13 protein-coding genes are annotated in these 14,795 nt (G+C 75.6%); 6 read left to right on the forward strand and 7 right to left on the reverse strand.

Annotated features, from left to right (window positions below; genetic code table 11):
* The first annotated feature begins 68 nt into the window (after positions 1–68).
* On the forward strand, positions 69–455 hold the full coding sequence (locus ACFVUH_RS23000) for a barstar family protein (protein ID WP_387915142.1): 387 nt from the start codon (positions 69–71) through the stop codon (positions 453–455).
* A 157-nt stretch (positions 456–612) separates the two neighbouring features.
* Positions 613–1,443 carry a (2Fe-2S)-binding protein gene (locus tag ACFVUH_RS23005; RefSeq protein WP_387915143.1) on the forward strand — a complete coding sequence of 277 codons (831 nt, stop codon included), beginning with the start codon at positions 613–615 and terminating at the stop codon, positions 1,441–1,443.
* Here the strand turns inward: ACFVUH_RS23005 and ACFVUH_RS23010 are convergent.
* The 6 genes from ACFVUH_RS23010 to ACFVUH_RS23035 all read right to left on the reverse strand — a co-directional run bounded on the left by ACFVUH_RS23010 (position 1,392) and on the right by ACFVUH_RS23035 (position 9,330).
* A complete protein-coding gene (locus ACFVUH_RS23010; protein WP_387915144.1) occupies positions 1,392–2,372 on the reverse strand; it encodes an SMP-30/gluconolactonase/LRE family protein in 981 nt (326 codons plus the stop codon). The genes ACFVUH_RS23005 and ACFVUH_RS23010 overlap by 52 nt on opposite strands.
* A 285-nt stretch (positions 2,373–2,657) precedes the next feature.
* Positions 2,658–3,617 (reverse strand): hypothetical protein, encoded by a 960-nt coding sequence (locus tag ACFVUH_RS23015; RefSeq protein ID WP_387915145.1) that lies wholly within the window; start codon positions 3,615–3,617, stop codon positions 2,658–2,660.
* A 24-nt stretch (positions 3,618–3,641) separates the two neighbouring features.
* Positions 3,642–5,240 (reverse strand): alpha-amylase family glycosyl hydrolase, encoded by a 1,599-nt coding sequence (locus ACFVUH_RS23020; protein WP_387915146.1) that lies wholly within the window; start codon positions 5,238–5,240, stop codon positions 3,642–3,644.
* A 244-nt stretch (positions 5,241–5,484) separates the two neighbouring features.
* On the reverse strand, positions 5,485–6,108 hold the full coding sequence (locus ACFVUH_RS23025) for a bifunctional 4-hydroxy-2-oxoglutarate aldolase/2-dehydro-3-deoxy-phosphogluconate aldolase (RefSeq protein WP_387915147.1): 624 nt from the start codon (positions 6,106–6,108) through the stop codon (positions 5,485–5,487).
* A 196-nt stretch (positions 6,109–6,304) separates the two neighbouring features.
* Entirely contained in the window at positions 6,305–7,939 is a 1,635-nt protein-coding gene (locus ACFVUH_RS23030; RefSeq protein ID WP_387915148.1) for an amidohydrolase family protein, read from the reverse strand.
* Positions 7,940–8,016: 77 nt separating this feature from the next.
* Entirely contained in the window at positions 8,017–9,330 is a 1,314-nt protein-coding gene (locus ACFVUH_RS23035; protein WP_387915149.1) for an amino acid deaminase, read from the reverse strand.
* Positions 9,331–9,510: 180 nt separating this feature from the next.
* On the opposite strand from ACFVUH_RS23035, the gene ACFVUH_RS23040 reads away from it, so the two are divergent.
* The 4 genes from ACFVUH_RS23040 to ACFVUH_RS23055 all read left to right on the forward strand — a co-directional run bounded on the left by ACFVUH_RS23040 (position 9,511) and on the right by ACFVUH_RS23055 (position 12,881).
* Positions 9,511–10,728: a sugar kinase gene (locus ACFVUH_RS23040; RefSeq protein WP_387915150.1), complete on the forward strand. Its 1,218-nt coding sequence runs from the start codon at positions 9,511–9,513 to the stop codon at positions 10,726–10,728.
* Entirely contained in the window at positions 10,725–11,477 is a 753-nt protein-coding gene (locus ACFVUH_RS23045) for an IclR family transcriptional regulator (RefSeq protein ID WP_355368956.1), read from the forward strand. Before ACFVUH_RS23040 ends, ACFVUH_RS23045 begins: the two co-directional genes overlap by 4 nt.
* A gap of 100 nt (positions 11,478–11,577) precedes the next feature.
* Positions 11,578–11,985, forward strand: a complete 408-nt coding sequence (locus tag ACFVUH_RS23050; protein ID WP_355368958.1) for a RidA family protein — start codon at positions 11,578–11,580, stop codon at positions 11,983–11,985.
* A 143-nt stretch (positions 11,986–12,128) separates the two neighbouring features.
* Positions 12,129–12,881: a DUF2470 domain-containing protein gene (locus ACFVUH_RS23055; protein WP_387915151.1), complete on the forward strand. Its 753-nt coding sequence runs from the start codon at positions 12,129–12,131 to the stop codon at positions 12,879–12,881.
* Positions 12,882–12,918: 37 nt separating this feature from the next.
* Here ACFVUH_RS23055 and ACFVUH_RS23060 read toward each other — a convergent pair whose 3' ends face one another.
* Positions 12,919–14,481: an APC family permease gene (locus tag ACFVUH_RS23060; protein WP_387915152.1), complete on the reverse strand. Its 1,563-nt coding sequence runs from the start codon at positions 14,479–14,481 to the stop codon at positions 12,919–12,921.
* Between the last annotated feature and the right edge of the window lie 314 nt (positions 14,482–14,795).

The raw sequence follows: 14,795 nt of genomic DNA on the forward strand, positions 1-14,795 counted from the left end.
CGAGCCTACGGTCCGGCCGCCCACCGCCCTTCGCCCCCTCCCGGGCCCGGCCCGTATCCTCCGAAGCCATGACGAAGGTGTACGTGCTGGACGGCACGCGGATCGGTACGACGGACGACTTCTGGCGCGCGATCGGCGAGGCGGTCAACGGCCCCGGAGGCTACTTCGGCCGGAACCTCGACGCCCTCGCCGACTGCCTCGGCGGCGGGTTCGGCACGCCGGACGACGACGACTTCGTGGTGGAGTGGCACGACCACCGGCCCTCCCGCGAGCACCTGGGCCACGCCGAGACGGCCCGTCAGCTGGAGCTCCGGCTGGCGCGCTGCCACCCCACGAACCGCCCGGGCGTGGCCGCCGAGCTGGCCGAGGCGCGAGCGGGACGCGGGCCGACGGTGTTCGACTGGCTGGTCACGATCTTCGAGGAGCGCGCCCCGGGCGTCCTGCGGCTCCTGTGACGTCCCCGAAGCCGCGCCCGAAGCCGCCCGCACGGTACCGTTCGTCCGGACCGGCACCGGCGCCCCGGCCGAGAGCACGGAACACCGAAGCACGGAGCGCGGGCACGCGCACGGACACGGAACACGGACACGGAGACCGAACCGGAGGACCACCCCGATGAGCGAAGCGCCGCCCGACTACGGCCGGCTCGCCGCCGTCGGCCCGTACTTCGCCCTGGACGCCGCCACCGGGCCCGCCCAGGCCCCGCCACCGGGCTTCCGGCCGCTGCGGGATTTCTACGCCCCGGGCCCGGACGGGCCGTTGGCGCGACGGGTGCGGGAGGTGGCCCGGCGCCTGGGCACCGCCGAGCCACGGGTCGCGGCGTCGATCCTGCACCTCGGTCTGGCCGCCAGGTTCTGCTCGGTGGGCCTCGGCGCGGCCGTCCTGCTCGGTGAGGTGCCCGACCTCGGGCCGGAGCGGGCCTGGGTCCGGGTCCCCGAGCAGGGGCCGATCGACCTGTGGCTGCCGTACTCGCCCCCGGCGGAGCCGGCCGCCCCGGCCGACCGGGCCCCGCTCGCCGACCGCGTCCGGCGGACCGTCGTCGAGGGGCAGTTGGCGGACCTGGCGGCGGCCGTCCGGTCCGTGGTCCCGCTCTCCGAGGGGCTGCTGCGCGGCAACGCGGCCTCCGCCCTGGCCGGCGCGCTGCGGATGCTGGACGCCCACGCCCCGCACGTCCCCCCGGCCCGGGCACTCGTCGCCGGGTTGCTCGACCGTCCACCGCTGGCCGGAACCGGCACGCTCACCGGGACGCCCACCGGCGCCGCGTTCCGGCGCACCAGCTGCTGCCTGTACTACCGGGTCGGCCCGCAGGCCGGCGTCTGCGGCGACTGCTGCTTCACCCGTCCCCCGGGCCCCCGCCGAACCGGGCCCGCGGGTGTGCGCCGGCCAGACCCGGGTCAGGGTTCCAGCGTCGCCGCCAGCAGGTTCGGGTCGGCCATCGTGAAGTAGGCGGCGCTCGGCACGTACACCGTGTCCCCGCCGATGCCGACCGAGGTGGGGTTGGAGAGGCCGTCCGCCGCGTCGAGGACGGTGTGCCGGGAGCCGTCCGGGCCGAGGTGCACGACCTCGCTGGCGGGGTTGAGCGCCGCGAGCAGGTCGTCACCGGGGCCGACGAAGGCGAAGTCGTCGAGCCCGGCGAGGCCGTCGGCGCGGACCTCCGCCGGACCGGCCGCGCCGTCCGGGCGGACCGGGATGCGCAGCAGGGAGCCGGTGTCGGTGTTGCCGACCCACACGGCGCCGCGGTGCACCTTGAGGCCGTTGGCACCGAAGGCGCCGACCGGCTTGAGCAGGGCGTCGTCCGACCAGACCACCGGGGCGCCGCCGTCCAGCGGGACGGTCCAGACCAGGCCGAGCGCCGAGTCGGAGGAGTACAGCACGCCCGCGGGCGCGTCCAGCGCGAGGCCGTTGGGCAGGCTGTCCGCGGGGAGCGCGGCGATCCGCTCGGGCGCGCCGCCGGGGCAGAGCCGCCAGATGCCGGTGAGGTCCGCGGTACCGGTGGCGTAGCCGAAGTACAGCGTGCCGTCGTGGGCGCGGACCAGTCCGGAGACGACGGCGCGGCCGAGCACGGGGGTCGCCGGGTGCGCGGGCTCGGGCAGGGTGGCCAGGACGGTGAGGCGGCCGTCCGGGTCGACGCGGCCGACCTGGCGGGCGAAGGAGAAGGTGAGGTCCACCGAGCCGTCGGGTTCCACCGCGATGTTCTCGGGCTGGAGGTGCTGGGCGATGTCGAAGTGGGCGACGATCCGGGGGTCGGAGAGCGGCGGTGCCACGGCCACGGCCGGTGTGCCGGCGAGCAGCGCCAGCGCCAGGACGGCGGCCGGGGCACCGGACAGCAGGGCCGCCGGGGCCGGGCGGGCGGAGCGGCGGAACGGTCGGGGCACGGCGGGACTCCTCAGGGGGACGGCGGATGGCGGCCCTCGTCAGCACAGCACGCGCGCCCGGTGGCCCCGGCGGCGGCGGGCTGTGCCGCCGCGAGGATCGCCCGGTCGGCCGCGCGTCGACGCCCGGCGCCCTGACGGGCAGCGACGGCGGGGCCCGCGACCGGCTTGTCCAGAACCGGTCGCGGGCCCCTGATCCCCACCGGGCGCCGATGCCCTTGGCGCCCGGTGAAGCAGTGCGGCGTCCCACGCTCCCACGGTCGCACGACCGCGCGTGCGCCCGAACGGTCAGACCGCGACCGCCGACTCCTCCATCTCCTCCTCGGCCCCGGAGTTCTCGGCCCCGGAGTTCTCGGTCCCGAACTCCTCCGTCCCGAACTCCTCCGTCCCGAACTCCTCGGTGCCGGAACCCGCGGTCCCGGAGCCCGCGGCCTCACCGCCCGCCTGCTTGCCCGCCGCCCGGCCGCGCCTCTCGTACAGCGCCGCACCGGTCACCAGCACACCCGCGGCCACCAGCCAGAGCACCAGCACCAGCACGTCCCCGCCGAACCCGGCGCCGCCGTCGAAGTACAGCAGGCTGCGCACGCCCTCCAGGAAGCCGGCGCCGGTCCAGAAGAAGTGCAGCCCGCCGAAGAACCCGTTCTGCAGGTCCGGCCGGTAGACACCGCCCGAGCTGGTGAAGTTCAGCATCACGAACAGCACCATCATGGCCGGCGCGGTCCATCGCTTGAGGAAGCCGTGCAGCCCGATGCCGATGCCGATCACGCCGGCCGAGTACAGCCAGCCGAGCGCCCAGACCCCGGCCAGGTCGTGGTCCACGACGTGGAAGACCGGCCCGGCGGTGACGATCCCGACGAGGCTCACCGCCAGCGAGACGCCGAGGCCGACCAGGACCCGGATCCGCATGCTCAGCGCCGCGCCGGCCGCGCCGATCACGGCGACGCTGGCGTAGGAGCCGATGCTCAGCGCGACCAGCAGGAAGAACAGGCCCTGGCCGGTCGGGTCGCCCTGGCTCGGGGTGGTGAGGTCGGTGACGGCGAGCGGTCTGCCCTGCTCCCCGGCGACGCGCTGGAACACCTTCTCGGCCGCCATCGCCGAGGTGTCCGAGTTGGCCTTGGCGACCAGCAGCTCGGGGTGGCCGGCGTCCGGCACGAACGCGCCGACCAGGTCGCGGTCGAGCAGCCGCTGCTCGGCGGTCGCGCGATCCGGCAGCGTGCTGACGTCCAGCGCGTCGCCCGCCGCCTGCACGGCGCCACCCCGCCCCCTACGGCGCTACCCCAGCTCGAACACGCCGTACGAGAACCCGTCCGCCTGCAGCTCGCCCCCCGCGCCGACGCGCACGCCCTGCACGTCCAGCGGCCGAGCCCGGCCGTGCCCGCCGAGCGCCACGTCCGCCGGCACCACCGCCGGCTCCCGGCGCGGGTTGACCGCCACCAGGTACCGCCCGGCGCGGGTGTAGACCAGCGGGTACCCGGCGTGCCGCACCTCCACCGAGCCCCGCGCGCCCAGCCCCGGGTGCACCCGGCGCAGCGCGATCAGCCGCCGCACGGTGTGCAGCAGCGAGGTCGGGTCGGCCCGCTGGGTGGCGACGTCCGGCCGGTGCGGGTCCGGGTCGACCGGCAGGTAGAGCCGCTCGGCGGGCGCGGTGGAGAAGCCCGCGTTCGGGCCGGGCGCCCACTGCATCGGGGTGCGCGAGCCGGCCCGGTTGTACGTCGGAGTGAGCCCGCTGCCCTCGGTGTCCGGCAGGTCCGGCACGAACCGCATGCCGATCTCGTCGCCGTAGTAGACCGCCGGCAGGGTCGGCCAGGTGAGCAGCAGGGCGAAGGCCGGGGCCAGCTGGTCGGCGGAACGCGGACCGGTCGCCAGCCGGGAGAAGTCGTGGTTGGCGGTGGGGAGGGCGATGTGCCCGGTGCCCTCGGTGAGTTCGGCCGCCGAGCGCCAGGCGTCCAGGAACACCTGCGGCGTTCCGCGCCCCTCGGCCTCGAAGTAGCACGGGCCCTGCTTCCAGTACTCCTTCACCGTCCCCGCGTTGTTGTTCCACAGCGAGCGCAGCGGCAGGCCGTCGTCCGTGCCGCCGAACTGGAGCAGGAAGTCGGCGTGGAAGCCGGCCGTGACGGCGGCGGCCGGGTCGCCCCATTCGGCGAACAGGGCCGCCTGCGGGTGATCGCGGTCGAGCCAGTCGCGCAGTTCGGTCCAGAGCTTGCCGGTCTCGACGAAGCCGGGGTCGTCCTTGACCAGCGAGGACGCCATGTCGACCCGGAAGCCCGACACGCCGAGGCCGAGCCAGCGGGCCATGATCGCGCGCAGCGCGGCCCGGTTGGCGCGCGGGCCCTCGGCGTCCACCGACTGGCGCCAGGGCTCGTCCGGATTGCCGCGCGCGTAACCGAAGTTGAGCGCCGGCTGGCAGTCGAAGAAGTTCGGCCGGTACCAGCCGGTCCGCTCGCCCGGGGAGGCGACGAAGCCCTCCACCGGCCGCTCCGACCAGATGTAGCGGTGGTCGGACGGGTCCTGCGCCGACGCGTGGAACCAGGGGTGCTGATCGGAGGTGTGGCCGGCGACCAGGTCCAGCAGCACCCGGATGCCCCTGCGGCGCGCCGCCTCGACGAGGGCGGCGAGGTCCTCGGTGGTGCCGTAGCGCGGGGCGGGGGTGAGGTAGTCGGTGACGTCGTACCCCGCGTCGCGGAACGGCGAGGCGAAACACGGGTTCAGCCAGACCGTGTCCACGCCCAGCCAGGCGAGGTGGTCGAGGTGGTCGGTGATGCCCGCGAAGTCGCCGATGCCGTCGCCGTCGGAGTCGGCGAAGGTCTGGGGGTATATCTGGTAGAGCACGGCGTCGGTCAGCCAGTCGGGGCCGGGGCGGGTCGAGGTCATGGGTGGATCCTCCTGCCGGGTGCCGGGGGGCTACCGATTCTCGTCGAATCCCGGCCGCCCCAACAGTCCGGCCCGGCCACTCCTGGACCGTCGCGCGGTTCCCGGAAGCAGCGCCCGGCCCGACCGTGCGCCCTCCCGAGCCCCTTCCACTCCCCCGCGCCCCCGCCACCACCGTTCCCGCCGCCACCGTTCCCGCCCGGTGGCCCGGCCCACCACAACCGGGGCCGGCCGCCGGGCGGGTCCGTCAGCGGGACGCGCAGGCCTGCGTGAACGCCCGCGCCCGCCGGGTGATCTCGGCCCAGTCCCCGGCCGCGACCACCTCCGGCGCCACCACGTCCGTCCCGGCGCAGACCGCCAGCGCGCCGTGCGCCAGGAACTCCGCCGCGTTGCCCGCGTTGACGCCGCCGGAGGCGACCAGCGGGACGTCCGGGTACGGCCCGCGCAGGTCCTTGAAGTAGCCGGGTCCGAAGGCCCGGGCCGGGAAGATCTTCACGGCCGCGGCGCCGAGGTCGACCGCCTGGGCCACCTCGGTCGCGGTGAGCGCGCCGAGCACCACGGGGACCCCGGCCGCGTGCGCGGCGTGCGCCACCTCGGCGCGCAGACCGGGGGTGACCAGGAACGTCGCGCCGGCGGCGAGGCCGCTCCGGGCCTGCTCGGCGGTGAGCACCGTGCCGACGCCGACGCGGTGGCCGGCCTGCGCCGCCTTCTCCAGATGGATCGTCACATCCGGCGTGGTGAAGGTGAATTCGGTCCAGGTGATGCCGCCCTCCGCCAGTGCGGCGCAGAGCGCGGCGGCGTCCGGTATCCGGGGGGCGCGGACGACCGCGATCACCGGTTCGGCGGCGAGCGCGGCCCGCGTCTCCGTCACGACGGCCGCGTCGGGGGCCGTCCGGCGGCCCGGACCCGGGTCGGCGGGGCTCGGGTTCACAGCGCCCACAGGGCCCACAGGGCTCACGGGGCTCACGGGGCTCACGGGGCTCGCAGGACTCGGGTTCGCGGGATTCACAGGGTTTCCATCCATTCACTCGGATTCACGGACCACTCGGCGTCATGGCGTCCGGGCCTCATACGGCCTCCGCCCCCCGACCGGTCCGGCGCAGCGCCCGACCGGGGCGCGCACCGGTGGTGCGGCCCTGCTCCACGACGGCGGTGCCGTTGACGTAGACGTGCTCGATGCCGACGGCGGGCTGTCGGGGCTGCTCGAAGGTGGCGGAGTCCTGGACCCGGTCGGGATCGAACAGGACCAGGTCGGCGTGGTACCCGGCGGCGATCCGCCCGCGCCGGTGCAGGCGCAGCCGGGCGGCCGGCCGGCCGGTCATCCGGGCGACCGCCTCCTCCAGCGTCAGTACGCCCAACTCCCTGACGTAGCGGGACAGGTAGCGCGGGAAGGCGCCCCAGGCACGCGGGTGCGGCCGGGCGCCGACGAGCAGTCCGTCGCTGCCGACGGTGTGCGCACGATGGCGCATGATCGCCCGGACGTTCTCCTCGTGGCCGACGTGCTGGAGGATGGTGGTGGCCAACTGGTCGCGGAGCAGCAGGTCGAGGAAGACCTCAGTGCCGCTGCGCCCCTGCGCGTCGGCGAGCTGGGCGACGGTCCGGCCGACGGCGTCGGCGAGTTCGGGGGTGCCGACGCCGGAGAGCTGGATGGTGGCCCAGTCGGTGACCACGCCGTGGCAGCCGTCGCTGCCCTTCTCCTCCACCTCGTACCGGATCCGCTCGCGCGCGGCCGGGTCGACGAGCCGGGTCAGGGTGGCCTGCGGGCCGCCCTCGGTGGCCCAACCGGGCAGCAGGGCCGCCAGGGTGGTGGAGCCGGGCAGGTAGGGGTAGCTGTCCAGGGTGAGGTCCACGCCGTCGTCGAGCGCGCGGTCGACCAGGTCCAGCAGTTCCCCGGCCCGGCCCTCGTTGACGCCGAAGTTCATCGTGGCGTGGGTGAGGTGGAGCGGGCAGCCGGACCGTCGGGCGATCTCGACCATCTCCGCGTACCCCTCCAACGCGCCCGCGCCGTAGGAGCGCTGGTGCGGGGCGTGGAAGCCGCCGTAGCCGGCGACGACCCGGCAGAGCTCGACCAGCTCCTCGGTCCCGGCGTACATGCCGGGCGCGTACGTCAGGCCGCTGGACATGCCGACCGCGCCCTCGGCGAGGCCCTGCGCCAACAGCTCGCGCATCCGGTCGAGTTCGGCCTCGCTCGGGGCGCGGTTCTCCCAGCCCATGGCGAGCATCCGCAGCGAGCCGTGCGGCACCAGGTAGCAGGCGTTGACGGCGGGGCCGGTCCGGTCCAGCCGGTCCAGGTAGCCGCCGACGGTCCGCCAGTCCCAGTCGAAGCCGTCCGGGTCGCCGTTCCAGCCGGCGATCTGGCGGCGCAGCGCGGGCAGCGTGCGGTCGTCGACCGGCGCGTAGGACAGGCCGTCCTGGCCGAGGACCTCGCAGGTCACGCCCTGGGTGACCTTGGCCGGGTGCTCGGGCTCGCGCAGCAGGGCGAGGTCGGAGTGGGCGTGCATGTCGATGAAACCCGGGGCCAGCACCAGCCCGTCCGCGTCGACCACCCGGACCGCGCCGCCCGCCGCCGCGCCGCCCGCCGTTGTACCACCCGCCGTTGTGCCGGGACCGGCGACCTCGACGATCATCCCGTCGGCGATCCGCACGTCCGCCCGGTACCGCCCGGCACCCGTGCCGTCGACGACCGTGGCGCCCCGGAACACCGTCGCGCCGCGAGCCCCCGCGCCGCGAGCCGCTGCCCCGCGAGCCCCCGCCCGGCCGTCAGCCGGTTCGCCGCCCATCAGAAGAACGTCCTGACCAGGCCGGTGACCTTCGGCTCGGCCGCCGAGGCGTCGTCCAGCACCGGGATCAGCGCCCACTTGTCGAACGCGGTGCACGGGTGCGAGATCCCCAGCCGCAGCACGGCGCCGACCGGGGCGAGGTCGCCCGCGTCGCGCAGGAAGGCGTGCTGGTCGTTGAGCGCGGTGATCCGCGCCGCCGTGCCGGTCAGCCCGGCGCCGCCCCGCACCCGCTGCGGCTCCGGCAGGCCCTCGTCGAACGGCAGGTCGCGCTTGCCCGCGTCCAGCAGCGCCAGCTGCGGCTCCGGCCTGGACACCACCCGGGCCCAGCCGTGCAGGGCCGGGCGCAGCGCCCCGCCGTCGCGGCCGGCCCCGCGGGCGAGCGGCGAGATGCCCCGGTAGAAGCCGTCGTCGTGGGCCACGTACGCGCCCGAGCGCAGCACCACGAACGCCTCCGGCAGCGCGCCCAGCTCCTCGGCCACCAGGTCGAAGTAGGCGCTGCCGCCGGCCGTCACGACCGGCGCGGCGCCGTCCGCGTACCGGCCGGCGAGCCGCCCGTGCAGTTCGGCCAGCGACCGCAGGTAGCCGCGGACGGCGGCGAGGCCGCCCTCGCTCGCGTCGTGCGCCAGCGCGCCCTCGTAGCCGCCGATGCCGGCCAGCCGCAGGGTCGGGGCGCTGCGGACGGCCTCGGCGATCTCCACCGCCGCGTCGACGGTGCGCGCGCCGGTGCGCCCGCCCGGGCCGCCGAGTTCGACCAGCACCTCGACCGGGCGCTCGGCGCCGGCCGCGCGCAGCGCCTCGTCCATCAGCCGGACGCTGTCGACCGAGTCCACCCAGGAGGCGAAGGCGAAGTCCGGGTCGGCGGCCAGCTCACCGGCCAGCCAGCGCAGGCCCGCCGGGTCGAGCAGCGAGTTGGCGAGCAGCACCCGCCGCACGCCGAAGGCGCGGGCGACTCGCAGCTGCGGCAGGTTGGCGAGGGTGATGCCGTGGCTGCCGGCGGCCAGCTGGTCCTGCCAGAGCGCGGGCGCCATGGTGGTCTTGCCGTGCGGGGCGAGCGCCACACCGGCGTCGGCGCACCAGCGGGCCATGGTGCGCAGATTGTGGTCGAGGGCGCCCGCGTCGAGGGTGAGCAGCGGGGTGCCGAGGTCGGCGAGGGTGGGGCCGGTGGCCAGGTACTGGCGGACGGTCAGGCCGGCGGCGGCCGGTGGCAGCGCTTTGAACCGCCAGTCGAGCACTTCCTCGGCCAGGGCCGCCACCGCTCGGGTGTCGAGGCCAGGGCCGGGGCCGGTACCGCTGCTTGCGAAGGTCTGGTCCACCGTCTTCCTCCATCTGCCATGTTGCAACATACGCAATGAGGGTTGCACATGCTGGCAACACGGTTCTAGCATCGGCGCCGGACGAAGGTCAACGACAGCCGCCCGCCACCGGCGGGTCAGGCAGGCTCGCCACAGCACCCCCCACCCGGCCGGGCCGCAGCACTCCGAGGAGCCCAGCAGATGCCACGCCAGGACGCCGCCGTGAGCCCGGGCACCCCACAGCCCGACCGTCCGACGGTCGCCCCGTCCACCCCGTCCGCCCCCGGCTCCTCCGGACCCGCCCCGGTGGCCGTCTGCGTGGGCGAGTCGATGGCCGTCCTCCTCCCGGACCGGCCCGGCCCCCTGGAGTCGGTGGAGACCTTCAGCCTCTCGGTCGGCGGCGCCGAGTCCAACGTGGCCGGCGCCCTGACCGCCCTGGGGGTGCCGAGCGCCTGGATCAGCCGGGTCGGCGACGACGGTTTCGGCCGCCGCCTGCTCGGCGAGCTGACCGCCCGCGGCGTGGACGTCTCCGCGGTGGCCGTCGACCCGCACCGCCCGACCGGCCTCTACCTCAAGGAGGTCGGCGGCACCACCGGCGAGCGCCACGACCTCGGTCCGGGCCGCAGCCGGCTGCACTACCACCGGCGCGGCTCGGCCGCCGCCGCCCTCTCGCCCGCCCTGCTGGCCGACCCGGCCGCCGCCCGGCTGCTGGACGGGGCCCGGCTGCTGCACCTGTCCGGCATCACCGCCGCCCTCTCCGACGACTGCCTCGCGCTGCTCCGCGCCCTGCTCGCCGACCGCCGCCCCGGCCGGCTGGTCAGCTTCGACCTCAACTGGCGCCCCGCGCTCTGGCGCGAGCGCGACCCCTCGGTGCTGCCGCCGCTGCTCGACGCCGCCGACCTGCTGCTGCTGGGCGCCGACGAGGCCGAGACCGCCTTCGGCACCGGCGACCCGCAGGAGCTTCGCCGACGCTTCCCCTCCCCCGCCACCCTGGTGGTCAAGGACGCCGCCCGGCTGGTCACCGCGATCGGGCGCGACGGCAGCGCGGTCGGCGAGCCGGCCCTGGCGGTCGAGGTGGTCGAGGCGACCGGCGCCGGCGACGCCTTCGCCGCCGGCTACCTGGCCGGCACCGTCCGCGGCCTCGACCAGCGCCGCCGGCTGCGGCTGGGCCACCTGAGCGCGGCCTGCGCGCTGACCGCCCACGGCGACCAGGCCGAACTGCCGCCCGCCGCGGTGGTCGCCGCCCTGCTCGACGCCGCACCCGAGGACTGGGCGGCCACCCGGGTGTCGGCGGATGGCATCGTGTCCCCTGTCCTGTCCGCCCCGACCGCCCCCGCGCGCACCACGGAGACCGGCGCCCCCGGGGGCGGTGCCGCCGACCCTCGACCGGCCGCCGCCCCGGCCCTTGGAGCACCATGAGCCAGACCGTCACCCGCGCCCTGCGCATCCTCGCCGAGCTCGGCGAGGGCGAGCGCTCCCTGGACCAGCTGGCCGAGGTGCTCGGCGTGCACAAGACGACCGTGCTGCGACTGCTCCAGTCCCTCGAAGAGGAACGATTCGTCTACCGGGACGCCGGCTACCGCTACCACCTGGGCGCCGGCCTCTTCGCCCTCTCCGGCCTCGCCCTGGAGCAGCGCGGGGTGCGCCGGATCGCCGCCCCGCACCTCGCGGAGCTGAACGCCGCCACCGGCCAGACCGTGCACCTGGCCGCGTACGAGGGCGGCGAGGTGGTCTACATCGACAAGTACGACTCCCGCCACCCGGTGCGGATGTACTCGCGGATCGGCCTGCGCGCCGCCCTGCACAGCGCCGCGGTCTCCAAGGTGCTGCTCGCCGACCTGCCCGTGCCGGAGCGGCGCCGGGTGGTGGCCGGGATCGACTTCGTCCCGCACACCCCCCGCACCCTGGCCACGCCCGAGGCACTGCTCGCGGAGCTGGAGAAGGTCGCCGCCCAGGGCTGGGCGCAGGACCACGCCGAGCACGAGGCGTTCATCAACTGCGTGGCCGCGCCGATCCGGGACGCCAGCGGCCGGGTGGTGGCCGCCGCCTCGATCTCCGTGCCGGACGTCGTCCTCCCGTACGAGCAGGTGCTGGAACTGCTGCCGCAACTGCTCGCCACCACCCGGGCGATCTCCGCCGACTGCGGCCAGCCCCCGAACCACCCCTGAACCCGCCGCACCCGCGACACCGTCCAAGAACCCCGCGACACCCCCGGCCCCCCCGACCTCCCGAGCCCCCGACCGCACCCCACCGAGGAAGCGAACCCGCATGAGCGACAAGACCGAGATCCGCACCGACGGCGCCCCCGCCCCGGCCTGGATGTTCTCCCAGGGCGTCCGCAAGGGCCCGATCCTCCAGGTCTCCGGCCAGGGCCCGCAGGACCCGGCCACCGGCGAGTACCTGTACCACGGCGACGTGAAGGCGCAGACCCGCCGCACGCTGGAGAACGTCAAGGCGATCGTCGAGGCGGGCGGTGCCACCATCGAGGACGTGGTGATGTTCCGCGTGTACCTCACCAAGCGCGCCGACTTCCCGCTGATGAACGAGGTCTACGCGGAGTTCATCGAGGAGAACGTCAAGCCGGGCGGCGTGAAGCCGTGCCGCACCACGATCTTCGTCGAGCTGCCGCAGGAGCCGATGCTGGTGGAGATCGACGCCCAGGCGGTCGTCGGCTGACCCCGCCGTCACCGTCGAAGGGCCCGGACCTCGCGTCCGGGCCCTTCGTGTTTCCGCCCACCCGGCGCCTTGCCCTGCCACCCCCCACATCGTTAGGTTAGGCTCACCTAACCAACAGGCAGCCAGCCGGAGGTCCCGAACCCATGAGCCCGCACCCCCTCGACGCCGCGACCACCCCGGCCGGCGGGACCGCCGAAGCGACCGCCGCCGAGCCGAGCGCCGCCGAACGGATCGGCAGCCTGCTCACCGCCACCTCCTCGGTCGTCCTCCGGGCCAACGGCGAGCACCACGACCTCACCACCCCCGTCTCGGTGCACGGCTCCCGGCTGCGGCTGCGCGCCCCGCTCGACGCCCCGCTCACCGTCGCCGCCGCCCGCGAACAGGACGGCCTCGCCGTCGTGCTCGACCTCACCGACGTCGCCCCGGTGGCCGTCCGCGACCGGGTCCGCGGCCGCCTCACCCTGGCCGGCCGGCTCCACCTCGCCCACCTCGCCGACGACGGCCTCAGCGTCCACCTCCGCCTGGACGTCGCCCACGCGGTGCTCTCCACCCCGTACGGCACCACCGCGATCACCGGCGCCGACCTCGCGGCCGCCGCCCCCGACCCGCTCGCCCGCTTCGAGGCCGGTCTGCTCACCCACCTGGCCGACGGCCACCGGGACGCGCTCGACCTGCTCACCCGTCTGGTCGACCCGGCACTGCTCGCCGCAGGACCCGCCGTCCGCCCGCTCGCCCTCGACCGGTACGGCCTGGTCCTGCGCCTGGACCACCCGCAGGGCCACCGCGACGTCCGCCTGGTCTTCCCCGAACCCGCCCGCGACGCCGACGAGTTCGGCCACCGGGTGCACCAACTGGTGACCGCCGCCGAACAGGCGCTCCCCACCCGCCGCCACTGAGCCGCCAACCGCCGAGGCAGCATCCGCTGATGCACCGTCAGGCCCCGACCGGCGCAGCGTCGTCGGAGCGCTCCGCCGCGTCCGCCAGGACGATCCGCCCCATCCGGGCGTACCGGTCCGGACGGCGGGCGCGCATCCACAGCGCCAGCCCGATCCCGCCCAGGAAGGTGCCGATCACCAGGAACGGGATCAGCCGGAACAGCAACGTGCCGGCGGCCGCACCGGCGGCGGCCTCCCGGTTGACCACCAGCAGGACCACCACCCCCGCCATCGCCACCCCGCCGACCAGCGGCGCCACCAGCGTCCGGAACCAGTGCGCGGTCCCCGGATGACGGCCCAGCACGTGGAAGTAGCCGACCACCGCGAACGAGCAGAGCGTCTGCACGATCAGGATCGCCATCGTCCCGAGCAGGGCCAGCAGGGTGTACAGATGCGTGTACGGGTCCATCCCGGCCGCCAGGAACCCGGCCACCAGCGCCGCCGCGATCACCGACTGGACCAGCGAGGCGACGTGCGGCGAGCCGTGCCGGGGATGGGTGCGCCCGAGCGCCCGGTGGATGAACCCCTCGCGTCCGATCGCGTACAGGTACCGGGCCGCGCACTGGTGGAAGGCCATCGCGCAGGCGAAGGAGCCGCTCACCACCAGCCACCGGAAGACCGTGACCGCCCAGCCGCCGAGGTGCGCGCCGAGCGGGTCGAAGAACAGGCTGTTGCCGTCCTTGCCGGGCACCAGGCCGCCCGCGACGTCCACCGCGTGCCGCGCGCCGTTGCCGGAGACGATCATCCACGACACCAGGACGTAGAAAAGACCGACCCCGACCACCGAGATCAGCGTCGCCCTGGGCACCACCCGCTCGGGGTCGCGGGACTCCTCCCCGTACATCGCGGTGGACTCGAAGCCGACCCACGAGCAGAACGCGAAGAACAGTCCCAGCCCGGCACCCCCGGTCCCCGTGCCGTCCACACCACGGAAGGCGTTCAGCGGATCGAGCGCCTCCCCGACGATCCCGTCCGGTCCGCCGCCGGTGAACAGCACCGCCAGCGCGACGGCGCCCAGCACGGCGATCTCCAGCACCAGCGCCACCCCGAGCACCCGGGCGGTCAGGTGCAGGTCGAACCAGGCCATCACCGCGATCACCAGCAGTCCCGCCGCCGCGTACCAGCCCCAGGGCAGTTCCACCCCCAGCTGCGCCGCGACCAGCCCGCGCAGCGCGTACGCGAAGAAGCCGATCACCGCCGCCTCGAAGACGATGTACGCGAGCACCGCCAGCAGCCCCGAGGCCATCCCGAGGACCCGGCCCAGCCCGTGCGAGATGTAGCCGTAGAACGCCCCGGCCGCGGTGATGTGGCGGGCCATCGCCACGTAGCCGACCGAGAAGACGGTGAGCACCAGGGTCGCGAAGACGTACGCGGCGGGCGCGCCGGCGCCGTTGCCCTGGCCGACGACGATCGGGAGGTTGCCGGTCATCGCGGTGATCGGCGCGGCCGTGGCGACCGCCATGAACACCACGCCCGCCAGGCCGACCGAGTCGGCCTTCAACCGCTCCACCCCCGCGTCCCCGACCGTGCTCCCGACCGCGTCCCCGCGCTGGATGGCCATCCGGCCCCCTTCACCCGCCGTGCCCGTGCCGCCCGCCGGACCGGTCGGGCGGTGCCAACCCGACAGCATCGGGGCGCGGCGCACCGACCCGCAAAACAAGCCGACCCGGCGTCACCATCACCGGGTTGACGACCTGTTCGACCACCGGCTGCCGCGTTCGAGCGGAACCGGCCCGGCAGCGACCGCGTACGAAGGCGGCCGGGGCCCGGGGGCCGTGGGGGGTTGGGGGGGGGGGGCGGGCGGGCGGGGGGGGGCGCGCCCCCGCGGGCCCCGGTCTGGTTGGGGTGTTCCCCGCGGCGGGGGAACCCCCCAAA

The sequence above is a fragment of the Kitasatospora sp. NPDC058032 genome (assembly GCF_042885845.1).
GTDB lineage: Bacteria > Actinomycetota > Actinomycetes > Streptomycetales > Streptomycetaceae > Kitasatospora.